This is a genomic window from Microcystis sp. CS-574 (genome assembly GCF_028329095.1).
Taxonomy (GTDB): Bacteria; Cyanobacteriota; Cyanobacteriia; order Cyanobacteriales; family Microcystaceae; genus Microcystis; species Microcystis ichthyoblabe_A.
In genome coordinates this window covers 30352-52277 of record NZ_JAQMSY010000152.1, presented here as the reverse complement: position 1 = coordinate 52277, position 21926 = coordinate 30352, and the positions used below count along the sequence as shown (strand labels likewise).

Genomic DNA, 21926 nt, shown 5'->3' with positions numbered 1-21926 from the left:
CAGTTAGGGAGTGAGTTAGGGAGAGGGTTAGGGAGTGAGTTAGGGAGTGAGTTAGGGAGTGAGTTAGGGAGAGGGTTAGGGAGAGGGTTAGGGTTAGGGAGTGAGTTAGGGAGTGAACACTCTGACTCATCACGATAGTGCAATTCTCTTGCGATCACTTCATAAAGGGTTATCAGTTGATAAGTTGGCACTGATCGAACATCTATCTCGATCGCATCTACTGACTGGTCACTGTCCGGGGTCAAGGTTTCGATCGAGTCTTCATTTTCACCACCGTCCGGGGTCAAGGTTTCGATCGAGTCTTCATTTTCACCACCGTCCGGGGTCAAGGTTTCGATCGAGTCTTCTGACTGGTTGCTGTCAGGGGTCAAGGTTTCGATCGAGTCTTCATTTTCTAAGTCCCATTGGCTGATCGGACGATCAGGGGGTTGATACTGAGAAAGATCAATTAATGGTAATTGACCGGGGATAACTTCATAAGCCGGCCTAACCTCGTCCATCCTTACGGTTATCTCTCGCAAGTCTGAGAGGATGACCCGGACTTTCTTTTTCCAGACTTGTTTAACCGTGGCCTTTTCTCCCTGATAGGAGACGCGATCGTTTATAGAGAAAGTCATCATAGTGGTAAACGACAAAATTTTTGTCACTTTCCCCAACGATTAGCCTTTTCGTTGGGGTGTTTTATTAGTTAGGGGAATCGTCGGGGATACCGGTGGTATCAATGCCTAAAGCGCTCATCACAGTTTTGGGTGATTGATTGAGAACACGACACATATCGGCAAAAACATCTATACTAGGGCGATTAATTCCAGAAACATAAAACTTTACTGCTGAATAATTAACGCCAATCCGATTAGCGAATTCTTTTTGAGTAATACCTGCTTCTTTGATTAAAGACTTCAATTTAAAGGATACTCGCGAATTAAGGGAAACACTCAACTTAACGAGATAGCTTATAAATTAGAGTGTAATGCTGAAGCGATCGAGATTATTAAATCTTTAGAATCTGACGCGATCATTCTCGAACCTACGGGTTACTGGTATGCAAGCTTCTGGGTTAATTGCGCTAAAAAGTTAGGCATGGATATCTATTGGATATCTCATCAGCAAACTAAGATAAATCGTCAGCACTATTTTAAGACTAAAAATAAAGACGATTATCTTGACGCGCTAACCATTGCCCTAACCTATTTTGATAAATCAGGGTTAGACGATTTAGGCAATCCCCCGATCTTAAACAATTATGATCACGACTCAATCGATTTATTGCGCCGGACTTTTCACGAACGGGAACAACTCGATAAAAACAAAAATTCTTTAATCAATCAACTTAGACAGCGATTATGTTGTGAATTTCCGGAGATTGCACAAAGAGACTTTGAGTATATCGGGGTTAAGGGTTGTAATCCTACGTTAGGACATATCGCTGGTTTGACAAAAAACCCGCGCATTAAAGCCACAGCCAGGACCGGAGTTAGTGAATACAGTCAATTACTGGCTAATGATATTATCATGTATCAAACTAGAATATCAATTAAAGAACAAGAGCTAAGAGATATTTTAGACTTAGAACAGTTTAAACTTTATCGTCAAGTCTTTAATCAATTTTGCTTTGGCACTATCACTCAAAGTTTACTGCTTTTACATTGCTACCCTATCGAAAGATTTTTAGTTAAGGGAAAACCTTACTTTAAAGGTGATCACGATATCAGCCTGAGAAAGTTTCAGGCTTATCTAGGGTTAGGCTATTCCTATCAAATTTCAGGGGATACCTCAGCCAAACAAGACAAGGTTAAAAAAACCTGGAAGGGTTCCGACTTAATGCGCTCTCACTTGTATGCTCATGCAATGGTGACTATTTGTCCAAATAAACCGGCTAAAACTGAGATTATGACTAAACTTAAGAACTCTTGGCTAAATCCCAGAAAACACACCTATTTTACTCGCAACGAAAAAACCGGGCTAAAAATTGAAGTCACTCAGGAGCTACCAAGTTTTAAGGCACTGGGGAAAGATGGACTGTGTCGCTTGCTATTTTACGAGACCAGGCTACTCTATCAACTTTTAACCCAAAATTTAGTAAAGTGATACTAAATCCAGTTATTAAAAACTGATTTAGTATGACATGGACAAACACCAACAGACCATGATCTGGAGAGATGGTCAAGAAAAGTATCAGAGTGAACTATTGGAAAAGAATTGGTAAAATATAATTAGTAGGGAGAGTATTGCTGTTAATGTTTCGCTTTTTAACGAGACGTTAACCAAGCCCAAAGGCAAAAAATAGCAGTAATTTGTCAAAAGCTCAGGGCCGATGGCTGACTGCTCTGTATATCTCTCGTATTCTTTACTTGTCGAGTTCAACACGACCCCTTTATGGAATCAAGCAACCCGTCAGGGAAGACTTCCGAACCTCCTAGTCATAGGTGGGCCAATCTACTCGGAACTATGATCGCAATTCTGACCCTAACGTTACCCTTGTTAGCGATTGGATATAACTCCACGCCTAACTATACCGAAGAACCCCTTACCGGCAACACATCCTACTCCCTAACGAGGCAAATGAGGTGACAGAATTGAGATAGACGATTGCCAAGATAAAATTTTTTTCTTCGTCCCGATCCCCCTTGTGGGTAAAATTTGGATCGGAGTCAATCAAAGTGTCTTTTAATTTTGCCTGCGCTTTTAGGTGACTCTAAAGGCGCTATTGTCTTGTATTTGGAGAAAGCTTGTGGATTTATCGCGCATTCCTGCCCAACCGAAACCCGGTTTAATTAACGTTTTAGTGGAAATTACTGCTGGTAGTAAGAATAAATACGAGTTTGATAAGGATTTAAACGCCTTTGCTCTCGATCGCGTTCTCTATTCTTCGGTACAATATCCCTGTGATTATGGTTTTGTTCCCAATACCCTCGCCGATGACGGCGATCCTTTAGATGGTATGGTGATCATGGATCAGCCTACTTTCCCCGGCTGTGTGATTACAGCGCGTCCCATTGGTATGTTAGAAATGATCGATGGTGGTGATCGCGATGAAAAAATTCTCTGTGTTCCCGCTAAAGATCCCCGTTATGCAGAGGTAAAATCTCTCAAAGATGTCTCTCCCCATCGCTTGGACGAAATCGCCGAGTTTTTCAAAACCTATAAGAATCTAGAGAAAAAAGTCACAGAAATTCTCGGTTGGAAAGATGTGGACGCAGTAACCGCTTTAGTTGAACAGTGTATTGCTGCTTATAAGTAAGGTTTGCGGCAAAAAGTTTGCTGGTGGGGTTAGTTATCAGTTATCAGTTATCAGTTATCAGTTCACTGATTACTGTTTACTGTTCACTGATAACTGAAAAGTCTCCCCACACCCCACACCCCACACCCCACACCCCACACCCTACACCCCAATTTATGCGAATAGAAACCTTAAAATCGGGTTTAATCGTCTCCTGTCAAGCGCCAGTGGAGTCATCTCTGCACGATCCTGTAATTATTGCTGCCATGGCTCATGCTTGCGTGGATAGGGGTGCTTGTGGGGTAAGAATTGATAGTCCCGCTCATCTGAAAGCCACCCGTCAACAATTGCCGGATATACCGATAATTGGACTCTGGAAACGCAATTATCCCGATTGTTCGGTATATATTACGCCCAAATATCAAGATGCTCTGGCCATTGCCGATGCGGGTGCCGATATAATTGCCTTGGATGCTACCCCCAGAAAGCGTCCTAATGATGAAAATTTAGCCACAATTATCGATCGTATTCATCGGGAAACTGGTAAATTAGTCATGGCAGATATAGACTCGATCGAAAGTGCTATTTATGCCGTGGCAGCTGGTGCTGATATTGTCGGTACAACTCTTTACGGTTACACAGAAGCAACTAAACAGCTGCAGCCGCCGAGTTTTTCTTTCCTAGAAGAATTAGTTAATAATTTATCAGTTCCTGTTATCTGTGAAGGAGGAATATCGACTCCAAAAGAAGCCAAAAAAGCCTTAGAAGTTGGTGCATATTCGGTAGTTGTTGGCACAGCAATTACAGGGATTGATTTAAAAACTAGCGCTTTTTTACAAGGAATTTTATCAAAAGATTAATGACATTAATCTTGCTCCTAGCCGTGCCTAATAGCCACTTCTAGGGATTAGGAAAAAAACCAAAAAGTTTCGCCGCACCACCCAAAATGGCGACGACTAAAGCGATTAAAATCCCCCGGTTAGTAAATTCCTGATAGGCAACCCGTGCCGTTAATCCCTTGATTTCCGTGGTCAATCGCTCATCTAAAGCTTTAATATCTCCTTTTAACTCTCCCTTGAGTTCGGCTTGTCCGATTTCTAATTTTGTGAGACGTTCATCGATTTTGTCGAATTTTTGAGTAACATCTCTTTGTAGGTTATCGATTTTTCCCTCAATCCTTGTCAGAACGTTTTCTAGGGAATAAGTTACAGTTTCGTTAGACATTTGCTAAACCCCTATTCAGTTTTCAGTTATCAGATTTGAATTTTAAGTGAGCGGTATTAAATGGCAGTTTTCTACTGTCTTTGCACCGATTACTATTTACTGATTATGGCAGTTTTCTGCTGTCTTTGCACCGATTACTGTTTACTGATTACTTTTAACTGGCTGTTAACTTAGTCATAACTTGGATAATATATAATACCTATGTCAAGTTTATGTAATAAAATTTAACCTAATCAAGGTCTGAACACCAGTTTTGACTTTATTCCTGAAAATATGAGTATTTCTCGCCGTAATTTCCTCACCTTTTTAACTGCCACTGCTGGTGTCTCTTTTTTCAGTCTGCAAGAGAAAAAATATTCCTCTCTGATTAGCAGTCCTGCGATCGCTGCCAATAGTTTCGGTTTCAACTTTTCTCCAGTCAAACTGCCAATTCCCTTAAAAATTGACGGTATGAGCGATGAAAGCCAAAAAAATGCCTATCAAACCTATAAAGTCCTAGATGATCTCGTTCTTCCGCAAGGATTCACCTATGATGTGCTGGCACAGTGGGGGGATAAAGTGGGTGATTCCCGTTTCGGTTATAACAATGATTATCTATCTTTTATCGAAACCAGTCCGGGTCAAGGTTATCTAACCGTTAATTTTGAATATATCAGTGGTCGTACTTGGCTACAAACCTTTGAACAAGTGATCGGTAAAACCCTACCCGTCAAGGAAGTACGGGAAAAAACGAACGAAAAGGGTGAAATTGCCGCCTATCACCTGCAAGATGCCAGCTTAAAGGCAAAAATCGAGGAAATCTCCCTAGAAGGCTTAATTGATCAGGGAATTGGCGTAATTTCCTTAGCTAAAGATCAAACGGGAAAATGGCAACGTACCTATAGTAAAGCCGATCGCCGCATTACCGGTATCTCTGGACTAAAGGACGGTCGTTACCTGAAAGCCACCGGTCCTGCTGTAGCAATTTTTACCAAAACCGATAAACTTGGCTACGATGACGGATTAGGGTCAAAAATTATCGGAACGTTGCAAAATTGCGCCGGGGGAACAACTCCCTGGGGAACCGTATTTAGTGCCGAGGAGAACTTTCAAGACCAAGTGACCGAGGTAGTGTTAAAAGATGGTTCCTCTTTGCATCCCGATACTACCCCCTTTATTCTCAATAGTGGGGAAGTGGATGGCCGGGGTAACGTTTTTGGGTTAGCGGGAAATAAATACGGTTGGATGGTGGAGGTGGATCCGGCCAATCCCGACGATTACGGCACAAAACACACCTGGTTAGGGCGTTTTCGCCATGAAGCAGTCGCTTTTCTCGCTCAAACGGGGCAATCCTTGGCGGTTTATTCAGGATGCGATCGCAGAGGCGGTCATGTCTATAAATTCGTCTCCGAGGGCAAAATTAGCGATATTAAAGACAAAAATAACTCAAAACTCCTAGAAAAAGGAATGCTCTACGGGGCCAAATTCAACCCCGATAAAACCGGTTATTGGATACCCTTAAATCCCGACACGGAGATCAATCCCGTCCTACCGAGTCAAATTGCCGCTAGTCGCGGGGATGGGGTGGTAGCTTTGCCGAATCCCGAAAGAACGGTCAATGAGACTAAATTACTGCTATTTAAGGACGATGAGGAGATTTTAGCCTACAAAGCTAAATATAAGACCCTCGCAGACCTGTATGAAGGTAATGGGACGGAAAAACAGGGAGCAATTCTCATCGATGCTCATTTTGCCGCTAACGCCGTTGGGATCACTTGTACTGGTCGGCCAGAAGATACGGAAGTGGACGAGAATGGCACTTTATATATAACCTTTACCTCTGGTAGTCCCAGTGAAGCGGAGGGAGGAGCCGATAGGGAGATATTTAAGGGACCAAATGGCGAAATCCCCTACGAATTTGGTTGGATTATCAGCTTAAGGGAAGATAATAACGATGCTGCTTCCTTAAGTTTTCGTTGGGATGTGGTCGCTTATGGAGGGGAACCGACAGAGAAAGGTGAGGGTTTTTCTAATCCCGATAACCTCGCTTTTGATAAACAGGGAAATCTCTGGATGGTTAGCGATATTTCCACGGGTGGGTTAAATCGAGAGATGAAAACTCGTTATCCCCAAGGGGTTCCGGTTAGTCAACGGGATTTATTGGGTATTTTTGGCAATAATAGCGCTTGGGTGTTTGCCAAGGGTCAAGAGCATCCCTATCCTTTTGCTATCGCTCCCATGGATGCGGAATTAACGGGATTGTACTTTACTCCCGACCAAGAGACGTTATTTTTGGCAGTACAACATCCGGGGGAAGCGGGGGGAATTCGTCGGGATTTGGCCTTTGAAAACCGCAAATTTGCCCTGAAAACCACTAATGGGCAGGAATTTGAACAAATACGACAAGTACCCCTAGGGTCGAATTGGCCCAGTGGTCAAGTTAATCAACCTCCCCGGCCGGCAGTGGTGGCAATTCGCCGAATTGAGTCAAAATAGACTTTAAACGAAAGTTTCCTCTTTCTTTTCTGGCTATGCCGCCATTGTATCGACTTCCTAAACTATTACTTCTCTTCCCATTCCGCAAACAGGGAATCAATTCCCTTTTCCTCTTCCTCTTGCGAAACCCGTAACCCCTTGTGCGGACGGAAACCAAAACTACTGGGATGCGACAGGCGATAGAAGAACCATCCCACAAAGATCCAGAGTAATAGACTACAACTGGCGACCAAAAAGCCTATAGCCCCGATCCCGATCAATTGTGCCATAAATAGATCCACTCCTCCCCCGAAAAGTAACCCCCCTTTCGGCAGCTTTAAATAGGTATCCGCCCAAGGAATATCTTTGGGGGCTAAACAGAAAATCCCCACGGCCAGAGTACCCCAGATACCGCAACCGAGATGAACGGGAACGGCTCCCACCGGATCGTCGATTTCCCCTTTTTCGAGCCAAATACTACACGGAAGAACGATCGCCCCACCGATAAAGCCGATTAGCGCCGCGCTCAAAAAATTCACGAAGGCACAGGGGGCGGTAATACTGACACAACCCGCCAGAATGCCATTAATAATAAAGGTTAGACTCGGCCTACCGGAGAATATCCAAGCGAGAGTGGTGGAGGCCAGCGCGCCGAAAGCCCCGGCGATGAGTGTCGTCAGGAGGATATGGGAGATTGCGTCCGCATTGGCCGCGAGGGTAGAACCCGCGTTAAAGCCGAACCAACCCAACCAGAGAATAAAGCATCCCAAGGTCGCTAGGCTCGGATTACCGCCAAAAGTCGCCATGATTTTATGGCCGCGATAGCTAGTAATTTTGAAGGAACGGTTTTCCCCTTGCCCCCAAGGGATATATTTTCCCGCACGAGGCCCTAACAGACACGCCCCCGTCAAAGCCGCCCATCCTCCCACCGAGTGAACCACCGTCGAACCCGCGAAATCCCGAAACCCCAACTCGTGCAACCAGCCCCCTCCCCAAATCCAAAAACCGGCAATGGAGTAAATCAGGATAAAAAAGGCACTAAAAAGGACGAACGCCCCGAAGCGAATCCTCTCCGCCACCGCCCCCGATACGATCGTGGCGGCAGTTCCCGCGAAAGTGAGTTGAAAGAAGAATTTAGCTGTTAGAGGAATATCCGCCCGATCTAGGGAGGGAAATTGACCATTGAGTAGAAGAAAACCCGGTGTTCCGACAAATTTGCCGCCATCCCCGAACATCAGCCCGAAGCCGATCAGCCAATAGACTGCGGTAGCGACGGTAAAGACGATCGTGTGTTTGGCGAGGACGGTGATCGCATTTTTACTCTGGCAAAAGCCCGTCTCTAGCATGGCGAAGCCGCAGTTCATGAAGAAGACGAGACTACCCGTGAGTAACACCCAGATCGTATTTTGACCGCGGTTTAACTGCGCCACTTGCTCGGATAATCCGGGATCTTGAGCCATTACCGCCGATATACCAACGTTTACGAGTATAGTAGCGAAAAATAAGCTGAAATATCGCCACCGAAAAATTTTTCTAACGATAGCCCGCTGAAATTCTGCCTTAGTCATGGAAAAGAAATGTCTGACTTGTGAATCAGAAGATAGATCGGAATGACTGTATTTTGTCTAACTCCACGCTACGATAGATTTATACCATTCGGGATAAACACTTAAATCTTATCTCGCAGAATCTTATTTCTCTCTTTTTTGTTCTCTATATCTGAATTCCCGATCGCCTGTCGAAAACTCAATGCGATTATGTATCAATCCCATCTGTCCCCGGCCGGAGAACCCCGAAGATCGGAGTATCTGTGAGGCTTGCGGTTCCCACTTGCTAATACAGAATAGATATCGGGTGATGAACGTACTACACCAGAGGGAGGACAGAGTAACTACCCTTTACGATGTGGTGGATGTGAAGGATCAAGACACTCCTAAGGTTCTCAAAGTTCTCTACACAGGGAACCCGGACACGATTTCTCGGTTCGATCGAGAGGCAGATTTATTAAAAAATTACCGGATCGAGGGACTTCCTACAGTAGGACAAGGCGGATATTTCCCGATCGAGTTTCCCAATAATCCTATTCCCGCTTACTGTCTAGTGATGGAGAAAATCCCAGGACTAAACTTAGAGCAGTGGCTAGAACAGCACGGGGCGATCGATGAAAGGCGGGCGATCGACTGGTTAAAACAAGTAACTACTATTTTAGAAAGACTACATTCTAATAATTTCATCCATCGCGATATTAAACCTTCTAATATTATGTACCGCGATAGCGATAACAGGATATTTCTAATCGATTTAGGTGCGGTTCGCTTAATTAATCAAAATATTTTAGAGGGGCAGACTACAACAACGATCGGGAGCTTCCCCTATATGGCTCCTGAACAGTACCGAGGCAGAACCGATTTCAAATCCGATTTTTATGCTCTCGGGCGTACTTTTGTCCATCTTCTAACCAACAAGAATCCCTCTCAAATCGAACAAGATACTCAAGAAAAGTTACTGTGGCGTGCAGAATCTACACCCGTATCGGATCAATTTGCCGCCTTAATCAATAGTCTTTTAGAGCGAAAACTTAACGGGCGGCCCGGAAATACAAAGGATATATTGAAACGAATTCAAATCATTGAAGATAAGGTTAATTCACAGGAAAACTCTCGTTCTATATTTCAAACAGTAGTCTTGTGGGCTATGGTATTAGGGGTTTCAGTTTTCGTATATTTCGCGATCAATTCCGATCCTTCTCGAACTAATCCTAATACTAGCAATGACACCAAATGCAGGATTAGAAAAGATGGCAAACAGGATAGCAATGCCCTAGCTAGAGATGCCCAAAAAGCGATTAATGCCGCTAAGTTAAAAGATAGCCCTTATCCTATCATCCAAAAATACTCGAATATTATTCTCGATCCCAAGCAATATGGTTGTACCGTGCAGGTGGAAATCCTCAGAAAACGAGACGAGACCATTCTCCCAGAACTAGCGGAGGAACTAGAGCAAGTTATCCGAGGGAGTGTTAATAATAGTGTTAAAGACGCGATAAAAGTTAACATCGTTCCTCGCTATCTCGATTGAAGTCCTAGAACGTAGGATTTAATCAAATTCGGAAGAATAAAGCCTGAATCTCTGCTTTCGATGAACGATCGCTTTCTCAAAGAATCAACTGCGTCCGTCAGTCCGGGTTTATTGAGCTTCGATCGTAATTCCGAGACAGAAATCGCTTCCTCTTCCCTCGCCAAAACCTCCAAGATCTCCCGCTCGATTTCCGAAAGCCTTTGCAACTGCACCTCGATCATCCCATTAATATCACTAAAATTTATCGTCCCAGCTTGTAAAAACTCCGCAATATTACCACCGAAGAGATCGACGATTCTAGCCAAAGCAAGCTTAAGAAAAAAAGGATTACCCCGATACAGTTCGATAAAATCCCGAATCTCCCTCTCTGTTCCTTCTCCTCCCTCCTTATTTACCATCTCCCTAGCCGATAGTTCATCGAGTCCTCCCAAGAACAGAGACTTTACTGTATTCTGCCGCTTTTCTAGAAAATCGATATCCTTGGGTTTCTCCCGACTCATCAATACTAAACAACTCTTATGCGGTGCTTCTCCCACCCGTCTCAATAGCTTTTCGTAGTTTTCAAACTCCTCTCGATATCTCCCGCTTAAATCGCCGCTTTGCAGAATTTCCTCGCCGTCATCCAATAACAAAAGACACCGATGATAGGTCATTCGATCGATTAGCCTAGCCAAACGGATATCGATACTATCAGGTAACTCCCGGCGGGGAGAATTTGCCAAAATCTCTAACCAATCCCCCAAAAGTTCCGTAAGGCGAGAAACTTGTTTAAGGGAACGATAGATGAGGTAATCGAAATATCCCTCGATCCCCTGCGCTAGTTTCACCGCGAGAGCGGTTTTTCCCATCCCTGCCATCCCAAAAACCGTAATTAAACGGCATTTGTCACCGATGATCCACCGTTTGATCTCGGCGAGTTCTTCCGTCCGTCCGTAGAAAAAATCCGCCTCCGGTACCCCTCCCCAGTCCTTCCGATCAATTTCCCCTTTCCCGAACGTTTCTTCTAGCAATGCTATCTCTTGCCAGTTTAAACCTAATTTCTCGCAAATTGTCGTAAAATTCTCATGACTAATCGGCTTACCTGTGAAAAATTTGGTAACTGTCGCTCTAGCCAAAGGAATCAATTCGGCGAAGGTACTTTTATTCGTGTATCCCTTTTGTTTAAGAGCGAGTTCGGCTTTAGGGATGTATTCGGGATTGATTTTCAGCGATCGAGACATAAGCAGTTATTTAGAAGTTATTCAGAAGTTATTCAGAAGTTATTCAGAAAGAATTTAAAACTATAATAAAGCAATTCTTAGGGCAATTCATTTCCCTCGCCAGCAGGAATGTATCTTAGAATACATTTTACCCACCAAATCCAAGAGAGCCAAATGAGCGTCAATCTTTTGAGAGCGATCCTCGATCTGATCGATGAATTTCGCGACCCCGACGCAAAAGAGGAGGAAGAACAAGAAGGAAAACAGTAGTCAATAGATGCTATCGCTCTAGGGTAATGAGCCAACAAGACTATCCTTGTTGGCTTCTCCTTTGTTTGGGCGAAGTTAGCTTTAAAATGGATTCCAGAGGGATTTCTAATGATCTAGGCATAAATGGTAATTTTAGGTATATGTCTATAGTAGCATAAGTTAGTCAGAAGTTAGTCAGAAGTTATTAAATATGTAAGATCTCGTCCTACGAATTAGCCAAGATAATAATAAGGAAAGAAAATCAGAAGATAAAAAGTTATCGAAATGCTAGAAATTATCAATTGTATACAGAAGTTAGTCAATTAGTAGTAGTTTTCTGTTCTTTTCTTTGTAAAATCACTATAGTAAGAGTGTTTCCAGTGTATTTTAAAGACACTAAAATCAATGATCCCCATCACTACTCAAGAATTAAAACGAAATATTCAAGAAGCTTCGGAGGCAGGAGTCCCGAAATCGAGGATCGATCGAATGAGGGACTATCTAAAAAAACTCGAATCTGGAGTGTTCGCCAGTCAGGAGAGTACGGGAGTAGCCTATCGGGAAATAGTTCGCGACGGCAGGAATATAATCGAGATGGCAAGCGCTCCCATCCTGCCGGAAGATCCAGAGAAAGACGCATTTGATGAATTAGATGACGGGCAACAGCCAACTATCTTTGACCCTTCAAGCAAGAAAAAATAATATCTTACAACACATATAATATAACCCAATCTACGATGTTGGGCTAGGTTATATTATTAGAATAGTCAGTTAAGAATCTACGAAAATCACGTTGCGATGCCTAGGATAAAAGACTTTAGTAAACAATATACTCTAGACGAATTAGAATCACTATCGGATTTTGTCGAGCAGGAACTTCGTCTTTCGTCACCAATCGAATTAGCGTGGTTGGATGCAATAGAAATTAAGGACTTGCGGAGTGATGACAATGGTTATTGGGTCGGGAACTACGATCGAGATCGACAAACATTTACGGCGACAATTTACCTTAACTCTCTTGCTTTAGGTACGATCGAGCAATTAAAACGAACCTTAGCCCACGAATACGGCCATCACTGGACTCTATCCTATCTCGCTGTTCATCACAACTGGGGCTTACGAATTTATAAAGAACGATTACCCAGAACCTATTACAAAATACGAGGTTTAAGCGAAGAGCATTGCATTTATAGTCCCCAACAGATTAGAAATCGTGACGACTGGATGAGATGCGATAAAGAAATTATCGCCGAGGATTATCGGGTTCTATTTAGTCCTCATCCTCACAATCAAGATCATCGAATGGTAGGAAATTTACCGTTGATTAGGCTCTCGGCCCATCCATCCATCAGGGAACAAGCTTTAAACATCTGGAGATCGATCCAAAATTTCTTCTACACGGTATTCAAGCTAGGGATCAGCCATCCCGATGATCGAGTTCAGGAATATATCAGGAATCTCCCCACCACTCCATAGTATTGGATTTTAGCAAAGCTTGATGAGGTTTTCTTCTGTATTTTTGGCAGTACAACATCCGGGGGAAGCAGGGGGAATTCGTCGGGATTTAGCCTTTGAAAACCGAAAATTTGCCCTGAAAACCACTAATGGGCAGGAATTTGAACAAATGCGACAAGTACCCCTAGGGTCGAATTGGCCCAGTGGTCAAGTTAATCAACCTCCCCGGCCGGCAGTGGTGGCAATTCGCCGAATTGAGTCAAAATAGGTGAGGGAAGTGAGGAGGTGGGGAAGTGGGGAGAAAAAGGAAATAGATTGTTTCCTTGGAGTAGAAAAGCGATCTTTTTCAGGAAAAATCGTTAAATTAAGGATTTTAAGGGCAAGGTCGCCATTAAAATCTCACTTTTGCCGGAGATATGTTGTGATTTTGTCCTTGAGTTTCCCAAAGATGGGCTTACTATGAGAGTAGGGGGAAAAAAGATAATTTTAGCGATCGATTAACAATGACTAGGGATCTCTGTAGAATTTTATTGATAGAGGACGAACCGACGACTGTTAAATTAATCCAGAGATTGCTGTTAAAGGCCCCCCAATGTTCTCTGGCTGAGGGGTTGACTTTTACCCTCACCCAAGCTCAGGATCTACAGGAAACTGCCGAAAAACTGGCAGGGGAGAAATTTAATCTCATCCTCTTAAGCTTGGAAATCTCCGTCCCCCCCGGCTTAAATATTCTAGTCAAAACCAGAGAATTAGCCGCTGCTATACCGATAGTGGTTCAAACTACTAGCAATGATGAGAAATTAGTCGTTAGAGCCTTTCAACTGGGTGCTGATGGTTATATTCAGTTAAATAATATCGATAGTAGTCTTTTAGTCTATCAAATTCGTGTAGCGATCGAGCGTCAGCAATATATCCTCAATCTTAAACATCAACAACAGGAAGAGGAATTTCGCGAACTGGAACAGTTAATCAAGGGAGGACAAACTAGCATCACGGCGAAAATGTTCGGTTCTGAGGCAATAAGGCAGAGTATTCCCGATATTTTTCAAGAATTAGTCCAAAATTACGGAGATTTATTAGATTTAGCTTTAGAAGAACAAGCATATAAAGTGGAACATAATCTATCGGAACGACTGCGAAGCTTGGCCGATAAGTTAGGATTCTTAAAAGCTAGTCCTCGCGATGTGGTGGATATTCATACCACCACCCTACGCCAAAAAAATCAGGATGTCACCCTGGCCAAAGCGCAGGCCTACGTTAGCGAAGGTCGTCTCATGGTCTTGGAATTGATGGGTTATCTCGTCTCTTTCTATCGTAAATACTATATCGGTCTCAGCAACATTAAACTGTTCAATAACACGCAATCATGAGTCAATATCTTCTCAAACTCTACATTATGGGTGATTCAAGTAAATCCCAAAGGGCGATCGCCAATATTTTTCGCATCTGTCGCGAGGAGTTATCCGATCTTTATACGGTAGAAATAATTGATGTTCTCGAACAGCCGCAATTAGCGGAACAGGATAAAATTCTCGTAACTCCTACTTTAGTCAAACAACTTCCCCCACCCCTACAAAGAATTATCGGCGATATGTCCAATACCCAAAAGGTTCTCCTCGGTTTGGATGTTATTCCCAAAGACTCGCGTCTCAATTAGGACTCACCTAAAAATTCGGCTCTTCTAGGTTCTGTGTGATAAGTTTAACTTACTATATGATCGATTAATCTTTGTGTCCTTTGTGTCTTTGTGGTTCGTTCCACCCCCTCGCTAGGAGGAATGTATCTTAGAATACACTTTACCCACCAAATCCAAGAGAGCCGAAATTCTTGCGGTTAGGTTTTTCCTCGCTAATAAGTAGATAGGATTAAAATTACCCCTTGAAGACAGTTGAAAATCAATAGTCATCCCCATCATAGCAAAGACTGGACACGATCGAGGGGCCAGTAAACTTTATAGGCTTGACCAACGATATAACTTTCTGGCAAAAAACCCCAAGCATGGGAATCAAAACTATGGTTACGATTATCTCCCAAAACAAACAGATTTTTTGGGGGTACAGTCATAAATTCTATTTCATAATTGCCCAACTCGGCGGTGTAGGGTTCCTCGATAACTTGCCGGTTGAGATAAACTTTACCCCTGCGGATTTCAATGGTATCTCCGGCAATAGCGATGACTCGTTTGATAAAAAAATCTCCAGAATTAGGATCTAGTTGCTTAATTTTTTCGGGAGTCCTAAAAACAATTATATCGCCTCTTTCCGTTTGATAATTACCAGATTGACTGACGAAAATGCGATCACCTACTGCGAGGGTAGGTAGCATGGATTCGCTCGGAATCTGGAAAAATTCTATTCTTTGATGTAACCAATTGGGAAAATAATTACAGATAATTCCCCAAGTAAAAATTGCTGCCACCATCAGTGCCAAAATGGAACGATAGGTGTGACGATGGGGGTGGAATTGATGGGGGAAAGTGTGATAAACATGATAAATAGCGATCGCTGTAACTAAAGGGGTAAGAAAGAGGATATTGGTGAAAAAATGATCCATTTTCAGGCTAATCTGGGATATAGTCAGAAAAATTATCCCTAATCTCACCTTATCAGCGTACAATTGCCCCAAACCTGGCATAATCCGGTTAGCGAAGACGGCAAACCATGGGTTTTTTTGTTTCCGGGGAATTTTCTCTAAGCTGTTATTCTGTCTGGAATCATAAACAGTCCAGTGAGCGTCAAAAATATTGCTAATGTAAACGATAACCAGAGCAACTATTCCCCCTAATCCCCAGCTTACAGGGCCATTGGGGCTAAAAATTGACCAAATTGTCACAATTATTAATATTACTTGAGCGATCGCCCAAATGGTTGCTTTTTGGTTTTTGTTAGCATACCATTGTCCCAAACCGGGGAAAAACATCGAGAGATTGACCGCTAACCAGGGATCTTTTGCTTGTGAATTAGTCGCATAAGGACGAGAAACAGCCGAAAAAAGGGAGGGTTTGCTCATAGTATATATTTATTGGCAATTCAGTAATTAGTAAACAGTAATCAGTAAACAGTGATCAGTAATCAGTGATCAGTAATCAGTGAAAACACATTAGGAATAATACTGCTCCCTTAATACATACTGCTCACTTAAAACTCAAATCTGATAACTGATAACTGGTAACTGCTCACTTAAAACTCAAATCTGATAACTGGTAACTGGTAACTTAAAACTCAAATCTGATAACTGATAACTGCTCTAACACCCAATAACAATTAATGCTTTTACTTCAATTTAGCACATCTCATTACTGTCGCAAAGCTCGTTTAGCCCTAGGTTATAAGGGGATTGATTACCAAGTAGAAAATCTTACCCCCGGACTACATATTCTCAAACTCAGTCCCCTAACTAAAGGGTTAACCACTGTCCCCGTTTTAATGGCAGCAGATGAGATTATTGCCGATTCTACTGCCATTTTCAGATATTTAGAAAAAGTAGTTCCTTTCCCCTCTTTTATTCCCGCTGGGGAAAAGGAGAAAAATCAAGCTTGGTTACTAGAGGATTGGTTAGATGAAAGTATTGGAGTAGCGACGAGATTTGTCTATTATGATTATCGCGCTGGAGAGGGAAAAGCGATCGATTCTTCCCTGAGTAGTCAAATAATTATTAAGATCGTGCGACAACAATATAAAATCACCCCAGCAAGGGTAAAACTAGCGGAAGAGCGCCTAGAAAATGCCCTCAAGATTCTAGAATATTGGCAAAATCAGCCCTATTTGGTGGCGGATAAATTAAGTGTAGCCGATATTGCCGCCACTGCCCTACTCAGTCCTCTGGCTCTAATTCCCAGTTATCGTCAAAAATATCCCTGGTTGTTTGCTAGAATCGGGGAAATTCATCAACAGTGTCGAGAAAAATTGCCCCCCGGTTTAAATTAAATGCAGCGAACGACAAAAATTATCATCCTCATCTCTATCGGTTTCTTATCGCCCCTAAAAGCCCTTGCTTTGCCCTCTCCTGAAGATATTCCCGAAGAAGTTTTACGAGCAGAAATTATCACCTCGGCTCGCTCGCCCCTTGATAATCAACCCCTAACTGCGGCAGAATATGCCTTACTAGAAGAACAATTAGCCACCAGCATTTATCCTCCCCAAATTAATCCCAAGATTCGACAATTAATTGCCCTGAGAAGATTACAAAAACTCCTCCAGATATTGATACCTTTCTATCGTTAAAATAAACATAGTCAATCTCCTTTGGCGAGAGTGCATCTGCTAACCAAAAAGTTAGAGAGGATTGGCGTAGGGCGATCGCTTTTTTCGCCAGCAGACAAAAATCCCGTGTTATGATTAATGAAAAAATCATAAAGTTTTGTAACAAACCTTGACTGCTATCCTCCGCCCCCAAGAAAAGCCCCTGCTTAATCCTCCTTGGTACTCCCTGTCCCCTCTCTGGCAAGGAGACGAAACCAATGTTAAACAAGGTTTACCCCATAGTCAACTCGCGCCTCCTTGGCAGATTTTAATTCTCGGCGATGGTTCTCCCACCCGTCATTTACAACTTTTAACCGGTGAAAAAACGGAAGTGGATGTGATCGATATGTCCCCCATCGGCGATGATGAGGATGGCGCACCGATGAAAATTAGCCTGATTCCAGGACCGAGATTGCGTCGTCAAGTCTGGTTACGCACAGCGAGCGGTCAAAGGTTAGCCTATGCCGCTTCTTGGTGGTCTGCCAATCAAGTGGACGAATATCTAGAAAATCGTTCCCTACCGATTTGGGAAAGTCTCTCGCGGCTGCACACGGAATTATATCGCGATGTGCAGGGACTTTATTACGGTCATTCCCCGGAATTAGAAATAGCTTTTGGGGAAAAAGGAGCATTTTGGGGTCGTCATTACCTATTTTGGCACGCTCGCCAACCCCTTACCCTGATTTACGAGGTTTTTTCTCCCTATCTCCGTAAATACCTCGGCGAAATGAGAATTGATCAATTAGAATAACTGCCGTAGATATTTCTATGTAGGGTTTACTGAATAAATCTAAAAACCTTCTTGGATAATATCTTTAGGCTTTTTTGAAATCAAAAAGTGGGGGAAATTTAGGCACTTTTTCCCTGAAAATTAGGTAATTGGCCACCTCAAAACTGGTAAAACCCCACACCCCACACCCCACACCCTACCCCCACGAAAAACTTTTTGCCGCAAACCCTAGCTAATCTTTGCAGAGAATTAAATGATTTTTCTCCGTTAATTTTGCCATCCAACCCGGTTCAATCACAATCGTGCTAATTTTTTCGATAATAATTGCCGGTCCTGCCAGACAATCAAAAGGTTGCAGATCTGAACGCTGATAAATTGGCGTTTCCCGCCATTGATTAGCCATAAAAACCGCTACTCGATCGAGGATATGAGGTAATTCTCCCATGGGACGGGTGCGAGTTAAAATTGCTTCTTGGGGACTGTCCATAGTCTGGATCAATTCCACGGCAATCGACTCAACAATTAAAGCTTTTTGTTCTTGTTTAAACCCATAACGTCTTTGATGTTCCCGTTCAAAATCCTGACGCATTTGATCGCTAAAATTAACCACTAAAGTGGCATCACTGCCTTGATATTTTAAACTAACTTGCTGCCGCACCCGATTATAACCCTCTAATTCCCGACCCGCTAAAACTTCTAATTCCTTCATCTCCGTGAGTAACTGCCCGATTAAATCGGCATTTAACGGCTGTTCGATCGCTTTTTCTTTAATTACCCTCAAATCGGCCAAACCCATGCCGTAGGCGCTTAAAACCCCAGCGTAGGGATGGAGAAAAATACTTTTCATTCCCAGAGTATCGGCAATTAAACAGGCCACTTGACCCCCGGCACCGCCAAAGGTACAAAGAGTATAATCACTGAGATCATAACCCTTTTGTAGAGAGATTTTTTTAATCGCATTAGCCATATTTTCTACGGCAATTTGAATAAACCCCGCAGCCAACATTTCAGGACTATTATTACCCCCCATTGTTGCCGCCAATTCTTGAAACTTTGTCAGCACAATCTCTCTATCTATGTGTAAATTTCCCTCTTCTCCAAAAATAGCGGGAAAATAGGCGGCTTGAATTTTTCCTAACAAAACATTAGCATCGGTAATTGTTAAGGGTCCACCCCGTCGATAACAGGCAGGTCCGGGATTAGCTCCGGCACTTTCTGGTCCGACCCGAAAACGATAACCATCATAGACTAAAATCGAACCCCCACCAGCGGCCACGGTGTGAATACTTAACATCGGCGCTCGCATTCTTACGCCGGCAATTTCGTTATCTGTTTGCCGCTCGTATTCCCCTTGAAAATGAGAAACATCGGTGCTAGTTCCTCCCATATCAAAACTGATAATTTTGCTAAATCCTGCCCTTAAACTGGTTTGTACTGCCCCAACTATTCCCCCCGCAGGACCAGATAAAATGCTATCTTTACCCTGAAATTTATCGGCTGTGACTAAACCGCCATCGGATTTCATAAATAGTAAGCTAGTTTTCGGTAATTGCTGGCTAATACTATCAACATAGCGGCGTAAAATTGGTGATAGATAGGCAGAAACTACCGTGGTATCTCCCCGGGATACCAGCTTCATTAAAGGACTGACTTGGTGGGAAATGGCTAGGTGAGTAAAGCCGATTTCTTCGGCAATGGCTGCCACTTGTTTTTCGTGGTCAGGATAACGATAACCGTGCATAAAAACAATCGCACAACTTCGGATACCCCCTTGATAAACTGGTATTAAATCGGCTTTAACTTGGGCGGGATTAACGGCGATTAATTCTTGTCCTTGACTATCGTACCGTTCGGCCACTTCGATAACTTGTTCGTATAATAAAGAAGGAAGAATAATTTGACGGGCAAAAATATCGGGGCGATTTTGATAGCCAATTCTCAAGGCATCTTTAAAACCTTTGGTGATTAATAAAACCGTGCGCTCTCCTTTTCTTTCTAACAGCGCATTGGTGGCTACTGTTGTTCCCATTTTAATCACTTCGATGTTATCTAGGGAACCACTAATATCTTTGATCCCTTGAATGACTGCATCTGGGTATTTTTCGGGATTCTCCGAGAGCAGTTTATAGAGAACAATCCACTGTTGATCAGCAAGGGGAACAATCAGAAATCTAGCGGCATCTCTAGCTAGTCGTTCAATAATTTCTGGTCGATCGATTATCGCCACGATATCGGTAAAAGTTCCCCCTCGATCAATAAAAAATTTTAACATAATCCCTTCCAGTTCTCAGAATCAATTAACAATTGCGCCTAATCCTTTTAAGATAAACTAGATTGATTTATCTGAGTAAGCAAAATGTCCACAGGAATCGCTATCTTAGGGGTAGGACGTTGGGGAGTGCATTACGTCCGTCATTTTTCTCAACATCCCTCAGCGCAAGTAGTGGCGATCGTTGATCCCTCCCCTGAAAAACTCCGTCTCTGTCGGGATCAATTTAATCTGGATACTAATAAAGTTATTTTAGCCAATGACTGGGAATCTATTCGCAATCACCCCGAAATCTCGGCTGTGGTCGTCGTTACTCCCGCCATCAGTCATTATCCCCTGATTAAAGATGCTCTTAATTTAGGTTATCATGTCCTCGCCGAAAAACCCTTAACCCTCAATCCCCAAGAATGTGGCGAATTAACGGAATTAGCGGCGAAAAAACAGCGTATTTTATTAGTTGATCATACCTATCTTTTTCATCCGGCCGTTATCACCGGACAAAAAGTCCTGCAATCCGGGGGTATCGGTAAACCTCTTTATGGTTATGCCACTCGCACCCACCTGGGGCCAGTTCGTCAGGATGTGTCCGCTTTGTGGGATCTGGCTATTCACGATATCTCGATTTTTAATCATTGGTTAAATAGTACACCAGTATTAGTGCAGGCAAGGGGAACCTTCTGGCTACAACCTAATCTAGCCGATTTAGTCTGGTTAACCCTGATCTATGGCGATGGTTTTCAAGCGACTATTCACCTTTGTTGGTTGAATCCCGATAAACAGCGACGTTTAGGGATAGTTGGCAGCGAAGGGACTTTAATTTTTAATGAATTAGACTCTCGATCGCCTTTAACCCGACAAAAGGGCGATTTTGAACGTCAGGAAGCCTATTTTATTCCCCGGGGACAGGAGACGGAATCTATCCCTATTGCCGATGGTGAACCCCTGAAAGCATTGTGCGAACATTTTCTAGAGTCGGTGGCTACGGGTGTCGATTCTCCTGTATCTTCGGGATCGGTAGGGACGGAATTAGTCAAAATCCTCCAGGCAGCAGAATTATCTCTAGCCAGAGTTGGAGAGATTGTGCGCTTAAAATAGGGAAACATGGGATCGATAGGTAGGGTCTGGTGAAAAAGTTTTTCGTGGGTACAGGGTGTGGGGTGTGGGGTGTGAAATATAACCTGATTTGCTATTGACGAGGAGTTTGTACGGCGTTAGATTTATTAGAGGTTTTCTTAATTTGTACCCAGTAAGAGGGTATCGGAAATTCTCTTAATCCCCCCTACAGCACAGGTTATGCCTTTTTGTCAACGGGGAAGTCCAGAACCCGATCGGTGCGTAGCGCGCTCGATCGCTAACGGCTCAAATCAGCGACGGCATTAGAAAGCAAGCTCGGCAGCGACGAATTGCGACCGTCCGCTGCCACGCAGTGTTAGCTGGTGGTTCAAGGAAATAACTCAAAGTAATCGCAGTGACTTGGACGAATAATCGAAAAATCTCGGCGATCAAGTGTGTAAACGCGAGTAATAGTAAGCCTTTCAGCTATGGCAATGATCGCTGCATCTGTAAAGTCAAGCTGATTGTCAGCATATTGTTCCAATATCTCATGCACTCGTACCAAGTCTTCTGGGATTACAGGTTCAACTTGAACCGCATCAGGTGTCATACTGGATACAAAACGGCGCATTGCTTGGTGGCCCAATCTTGATACAATCAGATAGCAGACCTCAGGCAGGACAACGACAGGTAGAACCAATGGCTCATTCACGCTTTGAGCAATAGCCAACACCCGTTAATGATTGCGATCGCC

21 protein-coding genes and 2 pseudogenes are annotated in these 21926 nt (G+C 43.2%); 15 read left to right on the top strand and 8 right to left on the bottom strand.

Annotation, left to right across the window (positions count from 1 at the left end):
• Together PN470_RS12260 and PN470_RS12255 are read right to left on the bottom strand one after the other, a co-directional pair.
• Positions 1 to 620 (bottom strand): hypothetical protein (locus PN470_RS12260; RefSeq protein ID WP_272104607.1); only part of this gene is annotated, 620 nt, incomplete at its 3' end.
• A gap of 64 nt (positions 621 to 684) precedes the next feature.
• The gene (locus tag PN470_RS12255; RefSeq protein ID WP_272104606.1) at positions 685 to 903 is read right to left on the bottom strand and encodes a helix-turn-helix domain-containing protein; all 219 of its coding nucleotides are present in this window, start codon (positions 901 to 903) and stop codon (positions 685 to 687) included.
• A gap of 18 nt (positions 904 to 921) precedes the next feature.
• Between PN470_RS12255 and PN470_RS12250 the strand changes: the two genes are divergently transcribed.
• From PN470_RS12250 to PN470_RS12240, 3 genes are all read left to right on the top strand, one after another.
• A complete protein-coding gene (locus tag PN470_RS12250; protein WP_442930014.1) occupies positions 922 to 2088 on the top strand; it encodes an IS110 family transposase in 1167 nt (388 codons plus the stop codon).
• A 643-nt stretch (positions 2089 to 2731) separates the two neighbouring features.
• Positions 2732 to 3241, top strand: coding sequence for an inorganic diphosphatase (locus PN470_RS12245; protein ID WP_002732961.1), 510 nt, complete (start codon positions 2732 to 2734; stop codon positions 3239 to 3241).
• A 155-nt stretch (positions 3242 to 3396) separates the two neighbouring features.
• Complete coding sequence (locus PN470_RS12240) at positions 3397 to 4080, top strand: N-acetylmannosamine-6-phosphate 2-epimerase (RefSeq protein WP_271939245.1); 684 nt, start codon at positions 3397 to 3399, stop codon at positions 4078 to 4080.
• Positions 4081 to 4120: 40 nt separating this feature from the next.
• Here the strand turns inward: PN470_RS12240 and PN470_RS12235 are convergent, their stop codons facing one another.
• Complete coding sequence (locus PN470_RS12235) at positions 4121 to 4444, bottom strand: DUF4164 family protein (protein WP_271939243.1); 324 nt, start codon at positions 4442 to 4444, stop codon at positions 4121 to 4123.
• Positions 4445 to 4717: 273 nt separating this feature from the next.
• Between PN470_RS12235 and PN470_RS12230 the strand changes: the two genes are divergently transcribed.
• Complete coding sequence (locus tag PN470_RS12230; RefSeq protein ID WP_272104604.1) at positions 4718 to 6919, top strand: PhoX family protein; 2202 nt, start codon at positions 4718 to 4720, stop codon at positions 6917 to 6919.
• A 65-nt stretch (positions 6920 to 6984) separates the two neighbouring features.
• Here the strand turns inward: PN470_RS12230 and PN470_RS12225 are convergent, their stop codons facing one another.
• Positions 6985 to 8358 (bottom strand): ammonium transporter, encoded by a 1374-nt coding sequence (locus PN470_RS12225; protein ID WP_272104603.1) that lies wholly within the window; start codon positions 8356 to 8358, stop codon positions 6985 to 6987.
• A 289-nt stretch (positions 8359 to 8647) separates the two neighbouring features.
• Here PN470_RS12225 and PN470_RS22370 point away from each other — a divergent pair.
• Both PN470_RS22370 and PN470_RS12220 read left to right on the top strand, forming a co-directional pair.
• A pseudogene (locus PN470_RS22370) lies at positions 8648 to 8719 on the top strand (4-Cys prefix domain-containing protein); the annotation flags it as partial.
• Between the two features lie 36 nt (positions 8720 to 8755).
• A complete protein-coding gene (locus PN470_RS12220; RefSeq protein WP_272104602.1) occupies positions 8756 to 9976 on the top strand; it encodes a serine/threonine protein kinase in 1221 nt (406 codons plus the stop codon).
• On the opposite strand, the gene PN470_RS12215 is transcribed toward PN470_RS12220, so the two are convergent.
• Positions 9964 to 11196, bottom strand: coding sequence for an NB-ARC domain-containing protein (locus PN470_RS12215; protein WP_272104601.1), 1233 nt, complete (start codon positions 11194 to 11196; stop codon positions 9964 to 9966). The genes PN470_RS12220 and PN470_RS12215 overlap by 13 nt on opposite strands.
• Before the next feature lie 633 nt (positions 11197 to 11829).
• Between PN470_RS12215 and PN470_RS12210 the strand changes: the two genes are divergently transcribed.
• The 5 genes and pseudogenes from PN470_RS12210 (at position 11830) to PN470_RS12190 (ending at position 14536) form a co-directional block, all read left to right on the top strand.
• Positions 11830 to 12126: a hypothetical protein gene (locus tag PN470_RS12210; RefSeq protein WP_271939227.1), complete on the top strand. Its 297-nt coding sequence runs from the start codon at positions 11830 to 11832 to the stop codon at positions 12124 to 12126.
• 96 nt (positions 12127 to 12222) lie between these two features.
• Positions 12223 to 12900: a hypothetical protein gene (locus tag PN470_RS12205; RefSeq protein WP_271939224.1), complete on the top strand. Its 678-nt coding sequence runs from the start codon at positions 12223 to 12225 to the stop codon at positions 12898 to 12900.
• Positions 12901 to 12934: 34 nt separating this feature from the next.
• A pseudogene (locus PN470_RS12200) lies at positions 12935 to 13147 on the top strand (hypothetical protein); the annotation flags it as partial.
• A 235-nt stretch (positions 13148 to 13382) separates the two neighbouring features.
• The gene (locus PN470_RS12195; RefSeq protein WP_271939218.1) at positions 13383 to 14249 is read left to right on the top strand and encodes a response regulator; all 867 of its coding nucleotides are present in this window, start codon (positions 13383 to 13385) and stop codon (positions 14247 to 14249) included.
• Positions 14246 to 14536, top strand: coding sequence for a circadian clock KaiB family protein (locus PN470_RS12190; protein ID WP_002740746.1), 291 nt, complete (start codon positions 14246 to 14248; stop codon positions 14534 to 14536). Before PN470_RS12195 ends, PN470_RS12190 begins: the two co-directional genes overlap by 4 nt.
• 254 nt (positions 14537 to 14790) lie before the next feature.
• Here the strand turns inward: PN470_RS12190 and lepB are convergent, their stop codons facing one another.
• Complete coding sequence (gene lepB / locus PN470_RS12185) at positions 14791 to 15888, bottom strand: signal peptidase I (RefSeq protein ID WP_271939214.1); 1098 nt, start codon at positions 15886 to 15888, stop codon at positions 14791 to 14793.
• A 257-nt stretch (positions 15889 to 16145) separates the two neighbouring features.
• On the opposite strand from lepB, the gene PN470_RS12180 reads away from it, so the two are divergent.
• The 3 genes from PN470_RS12180 to PN470_RS12170 all read left to right on the top strand — a co-directional run bounded on the left by PN470_RS12180 (position 16146) and on the right by PN470_RS12170 (position 17871).
• On the top strand, positions 16146 to 16805 hold the full coding sequence (locus PN470_RS12180) for a glutathione S-transferase family protein (RefSeq protein ID WP_271939211.1): 660 nt from the start codon (positions 16146 to 16148) through the stop codon (positions 16803 to 16805).
• Complete coding sequence (locus PN470_RS12175) at positions 16806 to 17102, top strand: hypothetical protein (protein ID WP_002733251.1); 297 nt, start codon at positions 16806 to 16808, stop codon at positions 17100 to 17102.
• Positions 17103 to 17250: 148 nt separating this feature from the next.
• Positions 17251 to 17871: a chorismate lyase gene (locus tag PN470_RS12170; RefSeq protein ID WP_271939206.1), complete on the top strand. Its 621-nt coding sequence runs from the start codon at positions 17251 to 17253 to the stop codon at positions 17869 to 17871.
• 211 nt (positions 17872 to 18082) lie between these two features.
• Here the strand turns inward: PN470_RS12170 and PN470_RS12165 are convergent, their stop codons facing one another.
• On the bottom strand, positions 18083 to 20122 hold the full coding sequence (locus tag PN470_RS12165) for a hydantoinase/oxoprolinase family protein (RefSeq protein WP_271939202.1): 2040 nt from the start codon (positions 20120 to 20122) through the stop codon (positions 18083 to 18085).
• Between the two features lie 84 nt (positions 20123 to 20206).
• On the opposite strand from PN470_RS12165, the gene PN470_RS12160 reads away from it, so the two are divergent.
• Positions 20207 to 21214 carry a Gfo/Idh/MocA family protein gene (locus tag PN470_RS12160; RefSeq protein WP_002752667.1) on the top strand — a complete coding sequence of 336 codons (1008 nt, stop codon included), beginning with the start codon at positions 20207 to 20209 and terminating at the stop codon, positions 21212 to 21214.
• A 346-nt stretch (positions 21215 to 21560) separates the two neighbouring features.
• On the opposite strand, the gene PN470_RS12155 is transcribed toward PN470_RS12160, so the two are convergent.
• Positions 21561 to 21902 (bottom strand): type II toxin-antitoxin system VapC family toxin, encoded by a 342-nt coding sequence (locus PN470_RS12155; RefSeq protein WP_271939197.1) that lies wholly within the window; start codon positions 21900 to 21902, stop codon positions 21561 to 21563.
• Positions 21903 to 21926 lie beyond the last annotated feature (24 nt).